This is a genomic window from Desulfovibrio sp. ZJ746, assembly GCF_011039155.1.
Taxonomy (GTDB): domain Bacteria; phylum Desulfobacterota; class Desulfovibrionia; order Desulfovibrionales; family Desulfovibrionaceae; genus Desulfovibrio.
The window spans coordinates 123,817-137,507 of the sequence record NZ_JAAKEK010000003.1; the positions used below are offsets into that span (position 1 = coordinate 123,817).

Genomic DNA, 13,691 nt, shown 5'->3' on the forward strand with positions numbered 1-13,691 from the left:
GACCTTACGCCCGTCCGCTCTCCCGGCCGGGCGCCTTTTGTGGATACGGGCCGCGGGTGGCCCAACAGCGCGGGAGTCGGCATGAGCGATTACAAGAAGACCCTCAACCTTCCCAGGACCGGCTTTCCCATGAAGGCCAATCTCACCGTGCGCGAGCCGGAAATGCTCCGCCACTGGGAGGCCATCCACGCCCGGGAAGCCATGGTGGCCGCGTCGGGGGCGAAGGGCGACTATGTGCTCCATGACGGCCCGCCCTATGCCAACGGGCATATCCACATGGGCACGGCGCTCAACAAGATCCTGAAGGACATGGTGGTCAAGTCGCGCAACATGCAAGGCTGGGCCTCGCGCTATGTGCCCGGCTGGGACTGCCATGGCCTGCCCATCGAGCACAAGGTGGAGCAGGAGCTCAAGGCCGAGGGCAAGACCCTCCCCGTGCTGGACGTGCGCCGCCGCTGCCGCAGCTATGCCGAAAGCTGGATCGACATCCAGCGCGCGGAGTTCAAGCGCCTGGGCGTGCTCGCCGACTGGGAGCACCCGTACCTCAGCATGCTGCCGGCCTATGAGGCGGCCACGGCCGACAATCTCGCCACCTTCGTGGCCCAGGGCGGCGTGAGCCGCGCCAAGAAGCCCATTTACTGGTGCTGCTCCTGCCATACCGCGCTCGCCGAGGCCGAGGTGGAATACGGCGACCACACCTCGCCCTCGGTCTATGTGCGCTTCGCCCTGCCGGACGCGAAGCTCGCCCAAGTCTTTCCCGGGGCCGACCCCGGGCGCGCCGCCGTGGTCATCTGGACGACCACGCCCTGGACGCTGCCGGCCAACGAGGCTGTCTGCCTGCATCCCGAGTTCGACTATGTGCTCGTGGAGGCCGGGGACGGCCAGTATGTGCTCGCCGAGGAGCTCTTGCCCGCGTGCGCCGCGACCTTCGGCTGGGCGGCTCCGCGCATCGTGGGCCGAGCCCGGGGCGCCGAGCTGGAGGGCCTTGTCGCCCGCCACCCCTTTTATGACCGTAACTCGCCGCTCATTCTCGGGCAGCACGTGACGCTGGACGCGGGCACGGGCTGCGTCCACACCGCGCCGGGCCACGGCCGCGAAGACTATGAGGTGGGCCTCAAGTACGGCCTCGAGGTGTATTCACCGCTGGACGACGCCGGCCGCTTCCTGCCCGCGGTGGAGTATTTCGCCGGGCTCAATGTCTTCGAGGCCAATCCCAGGGTCATCGAGCGCCTCGAGGCAGAGGGCGCGCTCATGGCCCAGGCCAGGCTCTCGCATTCCTATCCGCATTGCTGGCGCTGCAAGAAGCCGGTCATCTTCCGGGCGACGACGCAGTGGTTCATCAGCATGGAAAAAAACGACCTCAGGGCGCGGGCGCTGGCCGCCATCGACAACGATGTGCGCTGGATACCGGCCTGGGGCCGCGAGCGCATCCACAACATGATCGAGTTCAGGCCGGACTGGTGCATCTCGCGCCAGCGGCAGTGGGGCGTGCCCATCCTGGCCCTCATCTGCGAGGATTGCGGCGAGGCCTGGAACGACCCCAACTGGATGCGCGCCATCTGCGCCCGCTTCGCCGAGTGGCCCACGGGCTGCGACTACTGGTACGCCGCGCCGCTCGAGGACATCGTGCCCGAAGGCCTCAAGTGCCCCAAGTGCGGCGCCCGGCACTGGCGCAAGGAAACGGACATCCTCGATGTCTGGTTCGATTCCGGCACGAGCTTCGCGGCCGTGCTGGAGGCCCGGCCCGAGCTGCGCTTCCCCGCGGACCTCTATCTGGAAGGCTCGGACCAGCATCGCGGCTGGTTCCACAGCTCGCTGCTCATCGCCGAGGGCGTGCGCGGGGCCGCGCCCTACCGCGCGGTGCTCACGCATGGCTACGTGGTGGACGGCAACGGCCGCAAGATGTCCAAGTCCGTGGGCAATGTCATCGCCCCGCAGGAGCTCATCGACAAGTTCGGGGCCGAGATTTTGCGCCTCTGGGCCTCCTCCGTGGACTACCGCGAGGACATCCGCATCTCGGACGAGATCCTGCGCCGCCTGGTGGACGCCTACCGGCGCATCCGCAACACCTGCCGCTTCCTGCTCGGCAACCTGGACGGCCTCGACAAGGGCAACCTCATGGCGCCCGAGGCGCTGCTGCCGCTGGACCGCTTCGCCCTCGACGTGGCGGCGCGGCTGCACGAGCGCCTGCGGGAGGCCTATCTGGACTTCGAGTTCCACAAGGTCTTCCACGGGCTGCACAACTATTGCGTCACCGACCTCTCGGCGGTGTACCTCGACATCCTCAAAGACCGGCTCTATGCCTCGGCGCCGGAAAGCCGCGAGCGCCGCTCGGCGCAGAGCGCGCTGTGGCACATCCTGCGCCTGCTTTTGCGCGACATGGCGCCCATCTTCTCCTTCACGGCGGACGAGATCTTCGGCTGCCTGCCCGAGAGCCTGCGCGGCCCGGAAAAGACGGTCTTCGCGCTCCAGCCCGTGGACACCGCGCCGTATCTCCTCCCCGACGGCGTGCGCGACGACTGGATGACCCTGCTCGCCGTGCGCGGCGCCGTCACCGCGGCCATCGAGCCGCTGCGGCGCGAGGGCGACGTGGGGCACTCGCTGGACACGCGGGTCACGCTCTGGCTCGCCGACGATGTGCGCGAGCGGCTGGAAGGACTCGGCACGGACCTCCGGGCCGTGTGCATCGTCTCGCAGCTTGAGCTGGGGCGCCTTGCGGACGCGCCCGAGGGCGCCTGGCGCGAGCCCGGCGTGGAGGGCCTTGCCGTGAGCGTGGAAAAGGCCCGCGGCGAAAAGTGCGAGCGCTGCTGGATCTATCACGAAGATTTGGGCAGCGACCCGGCCCATCCCACGCTCTGCCCGCGCTGCGCGGCCGTTGTGCGCGGGCTTGAGGGGGCCGGCGCATGAGCGGGGGCCGCGGCGCGGCCTTCCGCTGGGGCCTCTTGTCCGGCTCCGCGGGGGCCCTGCTCGTGCTCGACCAGGCGAGCAAGTGGCTCGTCATGGCCACCATCCCCGAGCACAGGCCGGTCGTCGTTATCCCCGGGTTTTTCGACCTCGTGAACATCCGCAACCGGGGCGCGGCCTTCGGCTTTCTCAACCGCTCGGACATCGAGTGGCAGTTCTGGCTCTTCCTGGCGGCGACGCTCGTCTCCGTCTGGGCCATCGCGGTGCTCGCGCGCAACACGCGCCAGCCCCTGCTGCTCGTGGGCCTGGGGCTCATCCTCGGCGGCGCGCTCGGCAACCTCATCGACAGGCTGCGCTTCCGCGCGGTGGTGGATTTTCTGGATGTCTACTGGCGGGGCTGGCACTGGCCGGCCTTCAACGTGGCGGACATGGGCATTTGCGTGGGCGCGGCCTGCGCCTGTCTCGCCGTGTGGCGGGCCGAGCGGCGCAAGGGCGCCCCGGCAGGGGGGGGGAAGCGGGCATGAGCTTCGCCTGGTGGCACGCCGTGGTGGTCTGGCTACCCATGCTCCCCACCTTCTGGAGCATCTGGCATATCTGGAACCACGACTTCCCCACGCCCCAGGCGCGCGCCCTCTGGCTCGTGCTGGTGGTGTTTGTGCCGGTCATCGGCGGTATCGTCTATATATTCACGGGCCGCAAAAAGGCCCTTGCCAAAATCTGACGGAGGCAACGATGAAGAGCACGGGCGCTTTCCGTTTTCTCGCCCTCGGGCTGGGCGCGCTCCTTCTTGGCGGCTGCGCCACGCAGGGCAGCCAGAACCTCGAGCAGCGGGTGCAGCAGCATGACGCCCAGCTGCGCCAGCTCCAGCCCAACCAGGCCGACACATGGAACCAGATGCAGGCCATGCGGCAGGAGCTCAACACGCTCAAGGGCCAGATGGACGACCTCAACAACGCGGGCGGCGCGCGCGCCCTGGTGGACAGGGTGCGCCGGCATGACGCGGCCCTGCGGCAGGTGAACACCACCATGGCCATGAACCTCGACCTCGGCGAGCCCATGAGCGCGGCCTCGAGCGCGCCGGCCATGGCGCAGCCGGTGATGGCGCAGCCCGCCACGGCCGCCACACCCGCGGACGGCGCGGCCTCGCAGGCGCAACCGCCTGTGCCCATGGGCGGCCTCGCCGCGGCCGGGGCAGCGGGCGCCGCCGGCGCCACGGGGGCCGCCGCCACCGGGAGCTACGGCCTCCCGGCGGACGGCAGCGCGGGCAGCATCCCCGCCCAGGCGCCTTCGGGCTCCACATGGGGCCAGGCCGACCCCAAGCCCGTGGCCCAAGTGCCGCAAAAGGACATCTCGCTTGCGCTTTTCGATGCGGGCGTCAATGCCTACAATGCGCGCAAGTATGAGGAGGCGCAGCGCTCCTTCACGGATTTCCTCAAGAATTACAAGGACCACAGCCAGGCCGCGGAAGCGCAATACTATCTTGCGGAATGCTATTTCCAGCGCAACCAGTTTGCGGACGCGGCGCTCGCCTATGACAAGGTGATCAAGCAGTATCCCAAGTCGTCGAGCGCGCCCGGCGCCTACCTGAAGCAGGGCATCAGCTTCAGCAAGATAGGCCAGGCGGCCGCGGCCAAGGCGCGCATGCAGGAAGTCATCAGCAAGTATCCCAACTCGCCGGAAGCGGCGCGGGCCAGGAGTTTTCTCAAGACCAACAGCTAGGCGGCGCGAGAGGATCACGGCGCTTCGGGAAACGCCGTTACAGGGGTAAAGAGTCATGTCGGAAGAGAAAGGGCAGGAAGCGGTCTACAGGCAGCTGAGCGCGGACATGCGTCAGGGCCTCAAGGACATCTACCAGCAGATCTCCACCGCCTCGGCGGCGGAGGGCGCGGCCCCGGCCACGGACGCGCTGTTTCACGAGGCCTCGGCCCAGCTCCACGAAGTGCTGAGGGACACCGAAGCCGCGGCCATGAGCATCATGGAGATCGTGGAAAAGCACCTTGACCTCCAGGCCGAGAGCGCCACCCTCATCGCGGCCGCGGGCGAGGGCGCCGGCATGGCGCGGCTCGCGGCCATCAACGACGAGCTCGGGGCCGACCTCACCACCCTGCTCACCACCCTGAGCTTCCAGGACATCACTGGCCAGCGCATCAAGAAGGTGGTGACCGCGCTCAACGGCATCGAGCGGCAGGTGGTGGACCTCTATGTGGCCTCGGGCCTTGTCATGGACGGCGCGGAAAAGGACCCGGCCAAGGACGCGCGGACCCTGCAGGACGAGGCGCGCCAGGCCGTCGCCGACTTCCGCGAAAGCCGCAGGCAGACGGAAGCCAAGGCCGGCGGCGAGGCCCGGGGCGGCAGCGAAAAATCCGGCGGCTCCGAGCTCAAGGGCCCGGACAAAAACGGCGTTTCGCAGGCCGCCATCGACGACATGCTCGCCCAACTGGGCTTCTAGGGCCAATCGCGGGCCGGGCGCCCACAGGGCACGACAGGGACGGCAACCCGCGTACGCCGGGGCCGACAGTCGGGAGCGGAGGCTCTTCCGGGCGCTTTTCCGTTTCCGTGCGGGCGCGCCCGTAATGGCAGGGAGGGAACGCCCATGAAAATCGCCATCGTTTCTGACATCCATGGCAATTACGATGCGTGGCGGGCCTTTCCTGAACCCTGTGACGAATTGTGGGTGCTGGGGGATCTCGTCAACTATGGCCCCGAGCCCGGCGAGGTCATCGCGGATGTGGCGGCGAAGGCCTCCATCATCATCTAGGGGAACCACGACTATGCGGTCGCTCATGATGACGACAGCAAATGGAGCGAAAAATACCGCGAATTATCGACCGTGACCCGAAAATATACGTCGCGGGTGATAGATGGAAGCCAAAAGGAGTTTTTAAGCAAACTTCCGTTGCAAATACAGGTGGCGCGGGACAAGAAAATCTTTCACCTGACCCATGCGACGGTCTTTGATACGTTTTATGGCAAGTGGACTGAGGAAAGCATGGCGAGCGCCGTTGACCTCCTCCATTGTGACATCCTTGTCTGCGGGCACAGCCACATACCGTATATGCGGGAAATCAACGGCCGCATCGTGCTCAACCCGGGGAGCATCGGCCAATCGCGCTCGGGCGAGCCAAGGGCCAGTTATGCCGTTTGGCAGGACGGCAGAGTGGAACTCAAGTCCTATCAGTGCCCCATAGAGGCGACCCTGCAAAAAATCGCCGCATTGGATTTTGAGGAAAGGATCAAGACCCAACTGGGGACTATCCTGAAAACTGCCCGGGTGTGAGCGGGCTTGGGGGAAAAGATCAGGAAGCCCGGTTCCGCAATGCCGGAAAGTCAGGCGTTTTGAGGCAGCGCCGCGCAAAAGCGCGGGCGAGTTGCGCCACGCGCTCCCGGCTTTCCGCGTGCGTGGTGGGGAGGTGCCCGCCATGCGGGCTTTTTGTGCGCAGGAGATGAAGCTCCGCCTCCGCTGAAACGCAATGCGTGAGTAGCCATGCGGCGTGGCCGGGCGGGCAGCTCGCGTCGTGGCGCAACTGGATAACGCAGAGCGGCGCCCGCACAAGGCCGAGGCGGCGGCGGATGCTTTTGAGCGCGCGATCGAGCTCCGCAAAATGGCGCAGGGAAGCGACCTCTTCGTGGCCCTGCCACGGGGCCACGGAGCGGGCCTCCGCGCTGCGCGGCGGCACGCGGAGCACGGGCCAGAGCCGCGCAGTGAGCGGCAGAAGGCGGAAGCGCCAGCTCCCGGGCCCGCGCAGGCGTAAACCGGGGCGCCACGCGCCGAACCACAGCGGCGTCGCCAGAAGGAGCAGGCCGGCCGGCGCGGGGAGCCCAGCCTCGGCGGCGTTTTCGGCGATGTCGAGGGCGAGGATGCCGCCCAGCGAATAGCCGCCCAAAAGCAGCGGCCCCTCAGCGACAAGGCGCCGGTATTGCGCGCGGGCGAAGGCCCGCCATTCGCCGAACGATGAGGCCAGATACGCCTCGGGCGTGGTGCCGTGGCCGGGCAGAAGCGGCGTGTGCGCGGCGATGCCCCCGGCCTTGAGCGCCCGCGCCACGGGCGCGACCTCCAAGGGCGTGCCCGCAAGCCCGTGGAAGAGCAGGGCGCGGGGCCGGCCCGCATCGGGGGCGGAAACTGCGGCGCCCACCCGGCTGTGCGTCCCGTCCGTCATCCCCACCTCCAGCGCAAAGGAGCGCCCATGCCTGAGTGCCAGACCCTTGTCCACGCGGGCGTGCTCGTCACCCAGGACGCGGAGCGGCGCATCCTCGCCCCCGGGGCGCTCGCCATCTCGGGCGGCGTCATCCTTGATGTTGGCCCGGCCGGCGAGCTCGACGCCCGCTGGCAGCCGGTCGAGCGCCTGGACCTCGGCAACATGCTCGTTCTGCCGGGGCTCGTCAACGCCCATTCGCACGCGGCCATGACCTTCCTGCGCGGCCTAGCGGACGACATGCCGCTCATGGAATGGCTCACCGGCCGCATCTTCCCGGTGGAGGCGCGCCTCACGGCGGACATCGTGCGCACAGGCAGCCTGCTCGGCTTTGCGGAGATGCTGCGCACCGGCACCACGGCCGCAATGGACATGTATCTCTTCGAGGGCGCGGTGCTCGAGGCGGCGGAAGAGGCCGGCCTGCGCTGCGTTGGCGGCGAGGCGGTCTTCGGCTTTCCCTCGGCCGCCTGCCCGGACGCGGGCGCGGCGCTTGCGGCCACGCGCGAACTGGCCGAACGCTATGCCGGGCACGAGCGCATTTCCGTGGCCGTCAACTGCCACAGCGTCTACACCACCACGCCCAAGATCATCGCCGCCTGCCGCGACCTCGCCCTCGAGCTCGACCTCCTCCTCCACATGCACCTCGCCGAGACCCGCGGCGAGACCGAGCGCTGCCTGGCCGAGCACGGGCTGCGCCCGCTGGAATACTGCCGCGGCCTCGGCGTGCTCGACGCGAAGTGCACCTTCGCCCATGTGGTGGACGTCACCGAAGCCGAGCTCGACCTTCTGGCCGCGAGCGGCGCCGCCATCGCGCACAATCCTTCCTCCAACATGAAGCTCGCCTCCGGGGCCGCGCCCGTGGCCGCCATGCTCCGGCGCGGGCTCGCCGTGGCCCTCGGCACGGACGGCCCGGCCAGCAACAACCAGTGCAACCTGTTTCAGGAGATGGGCCGCGCGGCCCTGCTCCACAAGCTCGTCAGCGGCGACCCGGCCAGCGTGCCCGCGCAGGCCGTGCTCGACATGGCCACCCTCGGCGGCGCCCAGGCCCTGCGCCAGCCGCATGTGGGGGCCCTCGCGCCGGGCATGGCCGCGGACTTGATCGCCCTCGACCTTGCGGAGCCCAATCTCCAGCCCATGTACGCGCCGGTCTCTCACCTCGTGTACGCGGCCACGGGGCACGAGGTGCGCCTCACCATGGTGGGCGGGGAAGTGCTCTACCGCGACGGGCGCTTCACCCGCTTTGATTATGATGCCTTGCGGCGTGAGGTGCGCGCCCTGCGCGACTTCGTGCTGGCCTGACGCGGTTCCCCGGGCTGGACGGCGGGGGCCCGCGCGCCTAGTATGGGGGGTGCCCCATGGCCCCATTGAATACAAGGAGCAGGAAATGGAGAGGAAAGGTTTTGCCCGGCTGGCATGCGCCTGTGTCGCGGTCGTGCTGCTCTGTGCCTGCATGTCGCAAAGCGGCCCGCAAAAGGCCCTCGACGGCCTCGCCAAGGCGCTGGACGCCAATGACAGCGCGGCCTTTCTGGCGGGCATGGACATGACGGCCTATGCCGAGAACCATGTCAGGAACCTCGCCGAGGACGACCCGGCCCTGCGCGCCCTGGGCTCGCTGGGGCGGCTCTTCCGCCTCGGCAATGTGGACCAGATGCTCTCCGGCGCGCTGGACATGAAGGCCCAGATGGAGGCGGACTTCACCCGCGGCGTGAGCACGGGCGAGCTCATGGCCCGCTGCCGCGCGGCCGACACCCCGGATTGCCCCTGGGTTGCGCAGGCCCTGCGCGACGCCACGGTGGTGGAGCTCGGGGAGGAGGCGGCCATCGCCAAGGTCACCACGCCGGCGCGACTCACGAGCTGGCTCGCCCTGCGCAAGGTGGGCGGCCGCTGGCTCGTGGTGGGGCGTGCCGCCATGGAGCAGACGGCGCGGCAGTACGCCCTCGCCGCGCCCGGGAAGCAGGAGCCCCCGGCCAAGGCTGCACCGGCGCCGGCGCCAACTCCCAAGCCGGCCCCCGCGCCCAAAACCGCCCCGGAAAAGACCAAGAAGCCCGGCGGCGTGATGACCATTTAAGGGTCATTGCCCCTTTTCATCCGTACCCCCAAGAGTCTCATGAAGACGCAGTCCCATCCCCGGCATTTCTCCCTGTCGCTCTGGTGTCTCCTCCTGCTGGCGTTGCTCCTGCCGGCCCCGGCAGCCGGCGCGGATGCCGCGCCGCGCACGGCCCCGCTGCGGGCGGTCCTGCTGCTCGAGCATGAGCAGGCCTCGCCGTGGAACGACCTGCTTCTCGCCGGGCTTGAGCGCGCGGCCCGGGATTTCGGCATGCAGACCTCGGTGGTCTACGCCCCGAAAGGGGAGGGCCAGGCCGAAGCCCTGCGCAAGGCCGCTGCCGGGGCCGACCTCGTGCTCGTGGCCTCGGACGGGCTGCACGAGGCCCTGCGCGACAATGCGGCCAATTTCCGGCGCACCATGTTCGGCTGCATCGACGCGGGCGTGCGCGCGCCCAACATCATGTCCGTGACCTTTGCGGACGAGCAGGGGGCCTTTCTGGCCGGCGCGGCCGCGGCCCTGCTGACGAGCGCGCGGCTCCCGGGCATCAATGAGCAGCGGGTGATAGGCTGGCTCTCCGGGGAGGACACGCCGGCCATGCGCTCGCTCTTCAGCGGCTTTGCCGAGGGCGCGCAGCTCGCCGCGCCGGATGTGCGCGTGGTGCAGGCCGTTGTCGGCTCCTTCACGGACGGCGAAACAGCCGCCGCCAAGACCGCGGGGCTGCTCGGGGCCGGCGCGGACGTGGTGGCGCTGGCCGCGGGCGCGGGCAATCCCCAGGCGCTTGGGCGGCTCAAGGCGGCGGGCGCCTGCCTCGTCGGGCTGGACACGGACCAGAGTTCCGCCTTTCCCGGGCACGTGCTCCTCTCCATCGTCAAGCGGGCGGACAAGGCCGTGTATGAGATCGCGGCCTCGGCGGCGTCCCCGCACTTCCGCGGCAAGGAGATCGTGGTCTATGACCTCGCCAACGGGGGCGTGGACGTGGCCGGCCTTCCGGCCTTCCTCGCGGCAGCCGGCAAGGGCGTGCCGGGGAGCATCCCCGAAAGCATCGGGCGCCGCGTGGGCGAGTTGCGCCGCGAGCTGATAAACGGCTCCATCCGCCTGCATTCCCTGCGAGCGCGCACCCTCTGCGACTGCCTGTAGGGACCGCAGCGGCCCCGGAGCCTGAAAAAATGACGCATGCGCGCCCATGTCGGGAATGGGGACTGTGCTGCCCTCGGCGCAACGGCGCTTTGAGAAAAGCTCAGTTATACAATGCATTAGAAAGCCGCACAGCCCCACCCCCACTCGCAGGTATAGCAGAGCCTTGAGAAAAAACGATGGATGACTCCCGGCCGGCCAGGAACTTTTACAGCTGCCTGTTTTTCTTTGTCTGCGCCGGCGCCGCTTACGGGCAGTTCACGGCCCGCATCCCGGCCATCAAGGCGCACGCGGGCATCAATGACGCGGAGCTGGGCCTCGTGCTCCTGGTGTTCGGCGTGGGGTCCATCGCGGGTTTTCTGGGCGCGCCCCTGCTCCTGAAGCGGCTCCCCTCGCGCATCATGCTCGTGGGGGCGGCGGTCGGGCTCTTGCTTGCGCTGACCGGCATCGCCCTCGCGCCCGATTTTTTCAGCCTCTGCTGCGTGGCCGTGGGCTTCGGGCTCGCCACCGCGATCTTCGATGTCTGCATGAATGTGCAGGGCATGCTGCTCGAGCGCGTCACCCATCGTTCCCGCATGGCGACGCTGCACGCCTGCTACAGCATCGGCGGCTTCCTGGGCTCCATGAGCGGTTCGGCCTTCGCCTATGCCGGCCTAGGGATTTTTTCCAATTTTCTCAGTATTTCTCTGCTGCTCACGCCCCCGGTCTTCCTCTCCGGGCGCCATCTCCTGCCCGACGTGCGCGCGCGGGAAACGAAAAAAGCCCTGGGGAAGATCCCCTTCTTCATCATTTTTTGCGGCCTCATGGCCCTGGGCGCCTTTATCGCCGAGGGCGCCTCGGCGGAATGGGGCGGCCTGCTCCTCAAGGACGTGAAGGGCGCCGACGCGGGCACCGCGGCCCTGTGTTTCGGCGCGCTCTCCGCGCCCATGGCCTTCGCCCGCCTCACCGAAGACCGGCTGCGCGAGCGCTTCGGGGATTTCGCCCTGCTGCTCGCCGGCGGCCTCCTCGCCTTCGCCGGGCTCGGCCTCGTGCTGCTCTCGCCGCTGCCGTGGCTCTGCCTCGGGGGCTTCGCCCTCATGGGCCTCGGGCTCTCGCCGATCATGCCCATCGTCATCAGCCGCGCCGGCGCGCACGGCTCCCTGCCGCCGGCCAGCGCCAGCGCTCTGGTCTCGCTTCTGGGCTATGGCGGCCTCCTCGTGGTGCCGCCGAGCCTCGGCTGGCTCGCCCAGCATTTCGGCCTCGAGACCGCCATGCTCGTGCCGCTCATGGTGTGCGCGGCGCTCACGTGCGGCAGCGTCCGCTTCAGGTAGGGGGAAGAAGCCTCGCCGCTGTCAGGCGCGGGCCGGCAGGGGGTACTTCCCCCTTTCGTAGTTTTGCGGAAAAGACCAGACCGCATGCACCGGCTTGGGTGTCTGCGCGGCGGATTTTGAATATTTATTGAATTTTCAATAACTATTCGCGGCCCAAATGCGGGAATTGCTTGGCTCTGGCCGGGCGCGTCCCGTATGCTGCGGCACGGAGGGGGCGTCGGCGCGCGCCCGGGGCACAGCCCGGATGGGCTTTCCTGGCGCCGGCCGGACGCTGTTTTTCGGGAACCAGGGTTCCCCGCACATTTGAGAGAAAGGTTGGACTTCTATGCCGTGGATCCAGAATTACATCACCGTGGGCGGGAGCACCGTGGGCTCGGCCTGTGTGGCGGCCATCCCGCTCCTCATCCTCTTTTACATGCTGGCCGTGCGCAAGGCCAAGGGCCATATCGCGGCGGCGGCCGGCCTCATCGGCGCGCTCATCGTGGCCGTGGCCGTGTGGGACATGCCCGTGGGCCTCGCCGTGAGCTCCACGCTCATGGGCGCGGCCTTCGGCCTCTTCCCCATCGTCTGGATCGTGGTCACGGCGGTGTGGGTCTACAACATGACCGTTGAGTCGGGCGAGTTCGAGATCATCAAGGATTCGCTGGCGCGCCTCACCGATGACCGGCGCCTCCAGGCCCTGCTCATCGCCTATGCCTTCAGCTGCTTCATCGAGGGCACGGCCGGCTTCGGCACGCCCGTGGCCATCGCCGCGGCCATGCTGGTGGGCCTCGGCTTCACGCCGCTCTGGGGCGCGGGCATCGCGCTCATCGCCAACACCGCGCCCGTGGCCTTCGGCGCCATCGGCGTGCCCATCATCGTGGCGGCGTCCGTGTCCGGGCTCGACCTCATGTCCGTGAGCTCCATCGCCGGCCGCCAGCTTTCCCTGCTCGCGCTCATCGTGCCCATGTGGGTCTGCGTGACCATGTGCGGCTTCAGGCGCAGCATGGAGGTCTTCCCGGCCATCGTGGTCTCGGGCGTGTGCTTCGCGGGCATGGAATTCTTGCTCTCCAACTTCCACGGCCCGACCCTGCCGGACATCGGCTCGGCCATCGCCACCATCGTGGGCCTGGGGCTGCTGCTCAAGGTCTGGCGGCCGAAGCAGACCTACCGCTTCCCCGGCGAGGGCGACTCCAAGCTTGAGGGCGACGGCTCCCCCGCGGCCGTGGTCATGCGCGCCTGGGGGCCCTATCTGGTGCTCGCGGTCTTCGTGTTCTTCTGGGGGCTCCCCGAGTTCAAGAAGGTGCTCAACAGCGTGCCCGGCGCCATCTTCACCTTCGGCTGGCCCGGCCTTGACGGCGAGGTGCTCAAGACCGCGCCCATCGTCAAGGAGAACGCGGTCTACGCGGCCAAGTACACCTTCAACTGGCTCTCGGCGGGCGGCACGGCCATTTTGCTCTCCGGCCTCGTGTCCGTGCCGCTCATGCCGCGCTACGGCTTCGGGCGCGCCATTGCCTGCTTCTTCCGCACCATCCGCCAGCTCATCCTGCCCATCATTACCATCGCCCTGATCCTCGGGCTCGCGTACCTCATGAACTATTCGGGCATGAGCGCCACCCTGGGCCTGGCCTTCACGCTCACGGGCGGCTTCTTCCCCTTCTTCGCGCCCATTTTGGGCTGGCTCGGCGTGTTCCTCACCGGGTCGGACACGTCCTCCTGCGCGCTCTTCGGCGGCATGCAGCGCGACACCGCCGTGGCCGTGGGCATGAACCCCGACCTCGCCGTGGCGGCCAACGCCTCGGGCGGCACCACGGCCAAGATGATCTCGCCGCAGTCCCTCTCCGTGGCCACCGCGGCCACGGGCATGGTGGGCGAGGAGGGCAACCTCTTCCGCTTCACCATTTTGCACAGCATCGGCATGACGCTCCTGCTCTGCGCGCTCACCTGGCTCCAGGCCGGGCCGCTCGCCTGGATGCTGCGCTAGGCTGGGGCACCGCACCTTCGCACAAGGAGGCCCGTTCCGCTTCTGCGGGGCGGGCCTCTTTCGTTCAGGCAGACCCGGTGGAGGAGGGTGAATCAAAAATGGATTGTAAGTCGAATTCGGTTCAGCTTCAGGCGCTATTT

Annotated in this window: 12 protein-coding genes and 1 pseudogene; 12 read left to right on the top strand and 1 reads right to left on the bottom strand. The window is 68.4% G+C overall.

Annotation, left to right across the window (positions count from 1 at the left end):
* Nucleotides 1–81: 81 nt before the first annotated feature.
* The 7 genes and pseudogenes from ileS to G7Y54_RS06610 all read left to right on the top strand — a co-directional run.
* Nucleotides 82–2,907 carry an isoleucine--tRNA ligase gene (gene ileS, locus G7Y54_RS06580; protein ID WP_165078499.1) on the top strand — a complete coding sequence of 942 codons (2,826 nt, stop codon included), beginning with the start codon at nucleotides 82–84 and terminating at the stop codon, nucleotides 2,905–2,907.
* The gene (gene lspA / locus G7Y54_RS06585) at nucleotides 2,904–3,428 is read left to right on the top strand and encodes a signal peptidase II (protein WP_165078500.1); all 525 of its coding nucleotides are present in this window, start codon (nucleotides 2,904–2,906) and stop codon (nucleotides 3,426–3,428) included. Before ileS ends, lspA begins: the two co-directional genes overlap by 4 nt.
* Nucleotides 3,425–3,625, top strand: a complete 201-nt coding sequence (locus G7Y54_RS06590) for a PLDc N-terminal domain-containing protein (protein ID WP_165078501.1) — start codon at nucleotides 3,425–3,427, stop codon at nucleotides 3,623–3,625. The genes lspA and G7Y54_RS06590 overlap by 4 nt, the downstream gene beginning before the upstream one ends.
* An 11-nt stretch (nucleotides 3,626–3,636) precedes the next feature.
* The gene (gene ybgF / locus G7Y54_RS06595; protein WP_165078502.1) at nucleotides 3,637–4,623 is read left to right on the top strand and encodes a tol-pal system protein YbgF; all 987 of its coding nucleotides are present in this window, start codon (nucleotides 3,637–3,639) and stop codon (nucleotides 4,621–4,623) included.
* 55 nt (nucleotides 4,624–4,678) lie between these two features.
* On the top strand, nucleotides 4,679–5,353 hold the full coding sequence (locus G7Y54_RS06600) for a protein phosphatase CheZ (RefSeq protein ID WP_165078503.1): 675 nt from the start codon (nucleotides 4,679–4,681) through the stop codon (nucleotides 5,351–5,353).
* 144 nt (nucleotides 5,354–5,497) lie between these two features.
* Nucleotides 5,498–5,662: a metallophosphoesterase gene (locus tag G7Y54_RS06605; RefSeq protein ID WP_165078504.1), complete on the top strand. Its 165-nt coding sequence runs from the start codon at nucleotides 5,498–5,500 to the stop codon at nucleotides 5,660–5,662.
* A 12-nt stretch (nucleotides 5,663–5,674) separates the two neighbouring features.
* A pseudogene (locus G7Y54_RS06610) lies at nucleotides 5,675–6,181 on the top strand (metallophosphoesterase family protein); the annotation flags it as partial.
* 19 nt (nucleotides 6,182–6,200) lie between these two features.
* On the opposite strand, the gene G7Y54_RS06615 reads toward G7Y54_RS06610, so the two are convergent.
* Nucleotides 6,201–7,061: an alpha/beta hydrolase gene (locus tag G7Y54_RS06615; protein ID WP_165078506.1), complete on the bottom strand. Its 861-nt coding sequence runs from the start codon at nucleotides 7,059–7,061 to the stop codon at nucleotides 6,201–6,203.
* Between the two features lie 27 nt (nucleotides 7,062–7,088).
* Between G7Y54_RS06615 and G7Y54_RS06620 the strand changes: the two genes are divergently transcribed.
* From G7Y54_RS06620 to G7Y54_RS06640, 5 genes are all read left to right on the top strand, one after another.
* Nucleotides 7,089–8,396: an amidohydrolase gene (locus G7Y54_RS06620; protein WP_165078507.1), complete on the top strand. Its 1,308-nt coding sequence runs from the start codon at nucleotides 7,089–7,091 to the stop codon at nucleotides 8,394–8,396.
* 85 nt (nucleotides 8,397–8,481) lie between these two features.
* Nucleotides 8,482–9,165: a hypothetical protein gene (locus G7Y54_RS06625; protein ID WP_165078508.1), complete on the top strand. Its 684-nt coding sequence runs from the start codon at nucleotides 8,482–8,484 to the stop codon at nucleotides 9,163–9,165.
* Nucleotides 9,166–9,204: 39 nt separating this feature from the next.
* A complete protein-coding gene (locus G7Y54_RS06630; RefSeq protein WP_165078509.1) occupies nucleotides 9,205–10,281 on the top strand; it encodes a BMP family ABC transporter substrate-binding protein in 1,077 nt (358 codons plus the stop codon).
* A 176-nt stretch (nucleotides 10,282–10,457) separates the two neighbouring features.
* Complete coding sequence (locus tag G7Y54_RS06635; RefSeq protein ID WP_165078510.1) at nucleotides 10,458–11,588, top strand: MFS transporter; 1,131 nt, start codon at nucleotides 10,458–10,460, stop codon at nucleotides 11,586–11,588.
* A 325-nt stretch (nucleotides 11,589–11,913) separates the two neighbouring features.
* Nucleotides 11,914–13,551, top strand: coding sequence for a lactate permease LctP family transporter (locus G7Y54_RS06640; protein ID WP_165078511.1), 1,638 nt, complete (start codon nucleotides 11,914–11,916; stop codon nucleotides 13,549–13,551).
* Nucleotides 13,552–13,691: the final 140 nt, after the last annotated feature.

Excerpts from the sequence above, each read along its gene's own strand:
- ileS (WP_165078499.1), top strand. The coding sequence starts at position 82 with ATGAGCGATTACAAGAAGACCCTCAACCTTCCCAGGACCGGCTTTCCC.
- lspA (WP_165078500.1), top strand. The coding sequence starts at position 2,904 with ATGAGCGGGGGCCGCGGCGCGGCCTTCCGCTGGGGCCTCTTGTCCGGC.
- G7Y54_RS06590 (WP_165078501.1), top strand. The coding sequence starts at position 3,425 with ATGAGCTTCGCCTGGTGGCACGCCGTGGTGGTCTGGCTACCCATGCTC.
- ybgF (WP_165078502.1), top strand. The coding sequence starts at position 3,637 with ATGAAGAGCACGGGCGCTTTCCGTTTTCTCGCCCTCGGGCTGGGCGCG.
- G7Y54_RS06600 (WP_165078503.1), top strand. The coding sequence starts at position 4,679 with ATGTCGGAAGAGAAAGGGCAGGAAGCGGTCTACAGGCAGCTGAGCGCG.
- G7Y54_RS06605 (WP_165078504.1), top strand. The coding sequence starts at position 5,498 with ATGAAAATCGCCATCGTTTCTGACATCCATGGCAATTACGATGCGTGG.
- G7Y54_RS06615 (WP_165078506.1), bottom strand. The coding sequence starts at position 7,061 with ATGACGGACGGGACGCACAGCCGGGTGGGCGCCGCAGTTTCCGCCCCC.
- G7Y54_RS06620 (WP_165078507.1), top strand. The coding sequence starts at position 7,089 with ATGCCTGAGTGCCAGACCCTTGTCCACGCGGGCGTGCTCGTCACCCAG.
- G7Y54_RS06625 (WP_165078508.1), top strand. The coding sequence starts at position 8,482 with ATGGAGAGGAAAGGTTTTGCCCGGCTGGCATGCGCCTGTGTCGCGGTC.
- G7Y54_RS06630 (WP_165078509.1), top strand. The coding sequence starts at position 9,205 with ATGAAGACGCAGTCCCATCCCCGGCATTTCTCCCTGTCGCTCTGGTGT.
- G7Y54_RS06635 (WP_165078510.1), top strand. The coding sequence starts at position 10,458 with ATGGATGACTCCCGGCCGGCCAGGAACTTTTACAGCTGCCTGTTTTTC.
- G7Y54_RS06640 (WP_165078511.1), top strand. The coding sequence starts at position 11,914 with ATGCCGTGGATCCAGAATTACATCACCGTGGGCGGGAGCACCGTGGGC.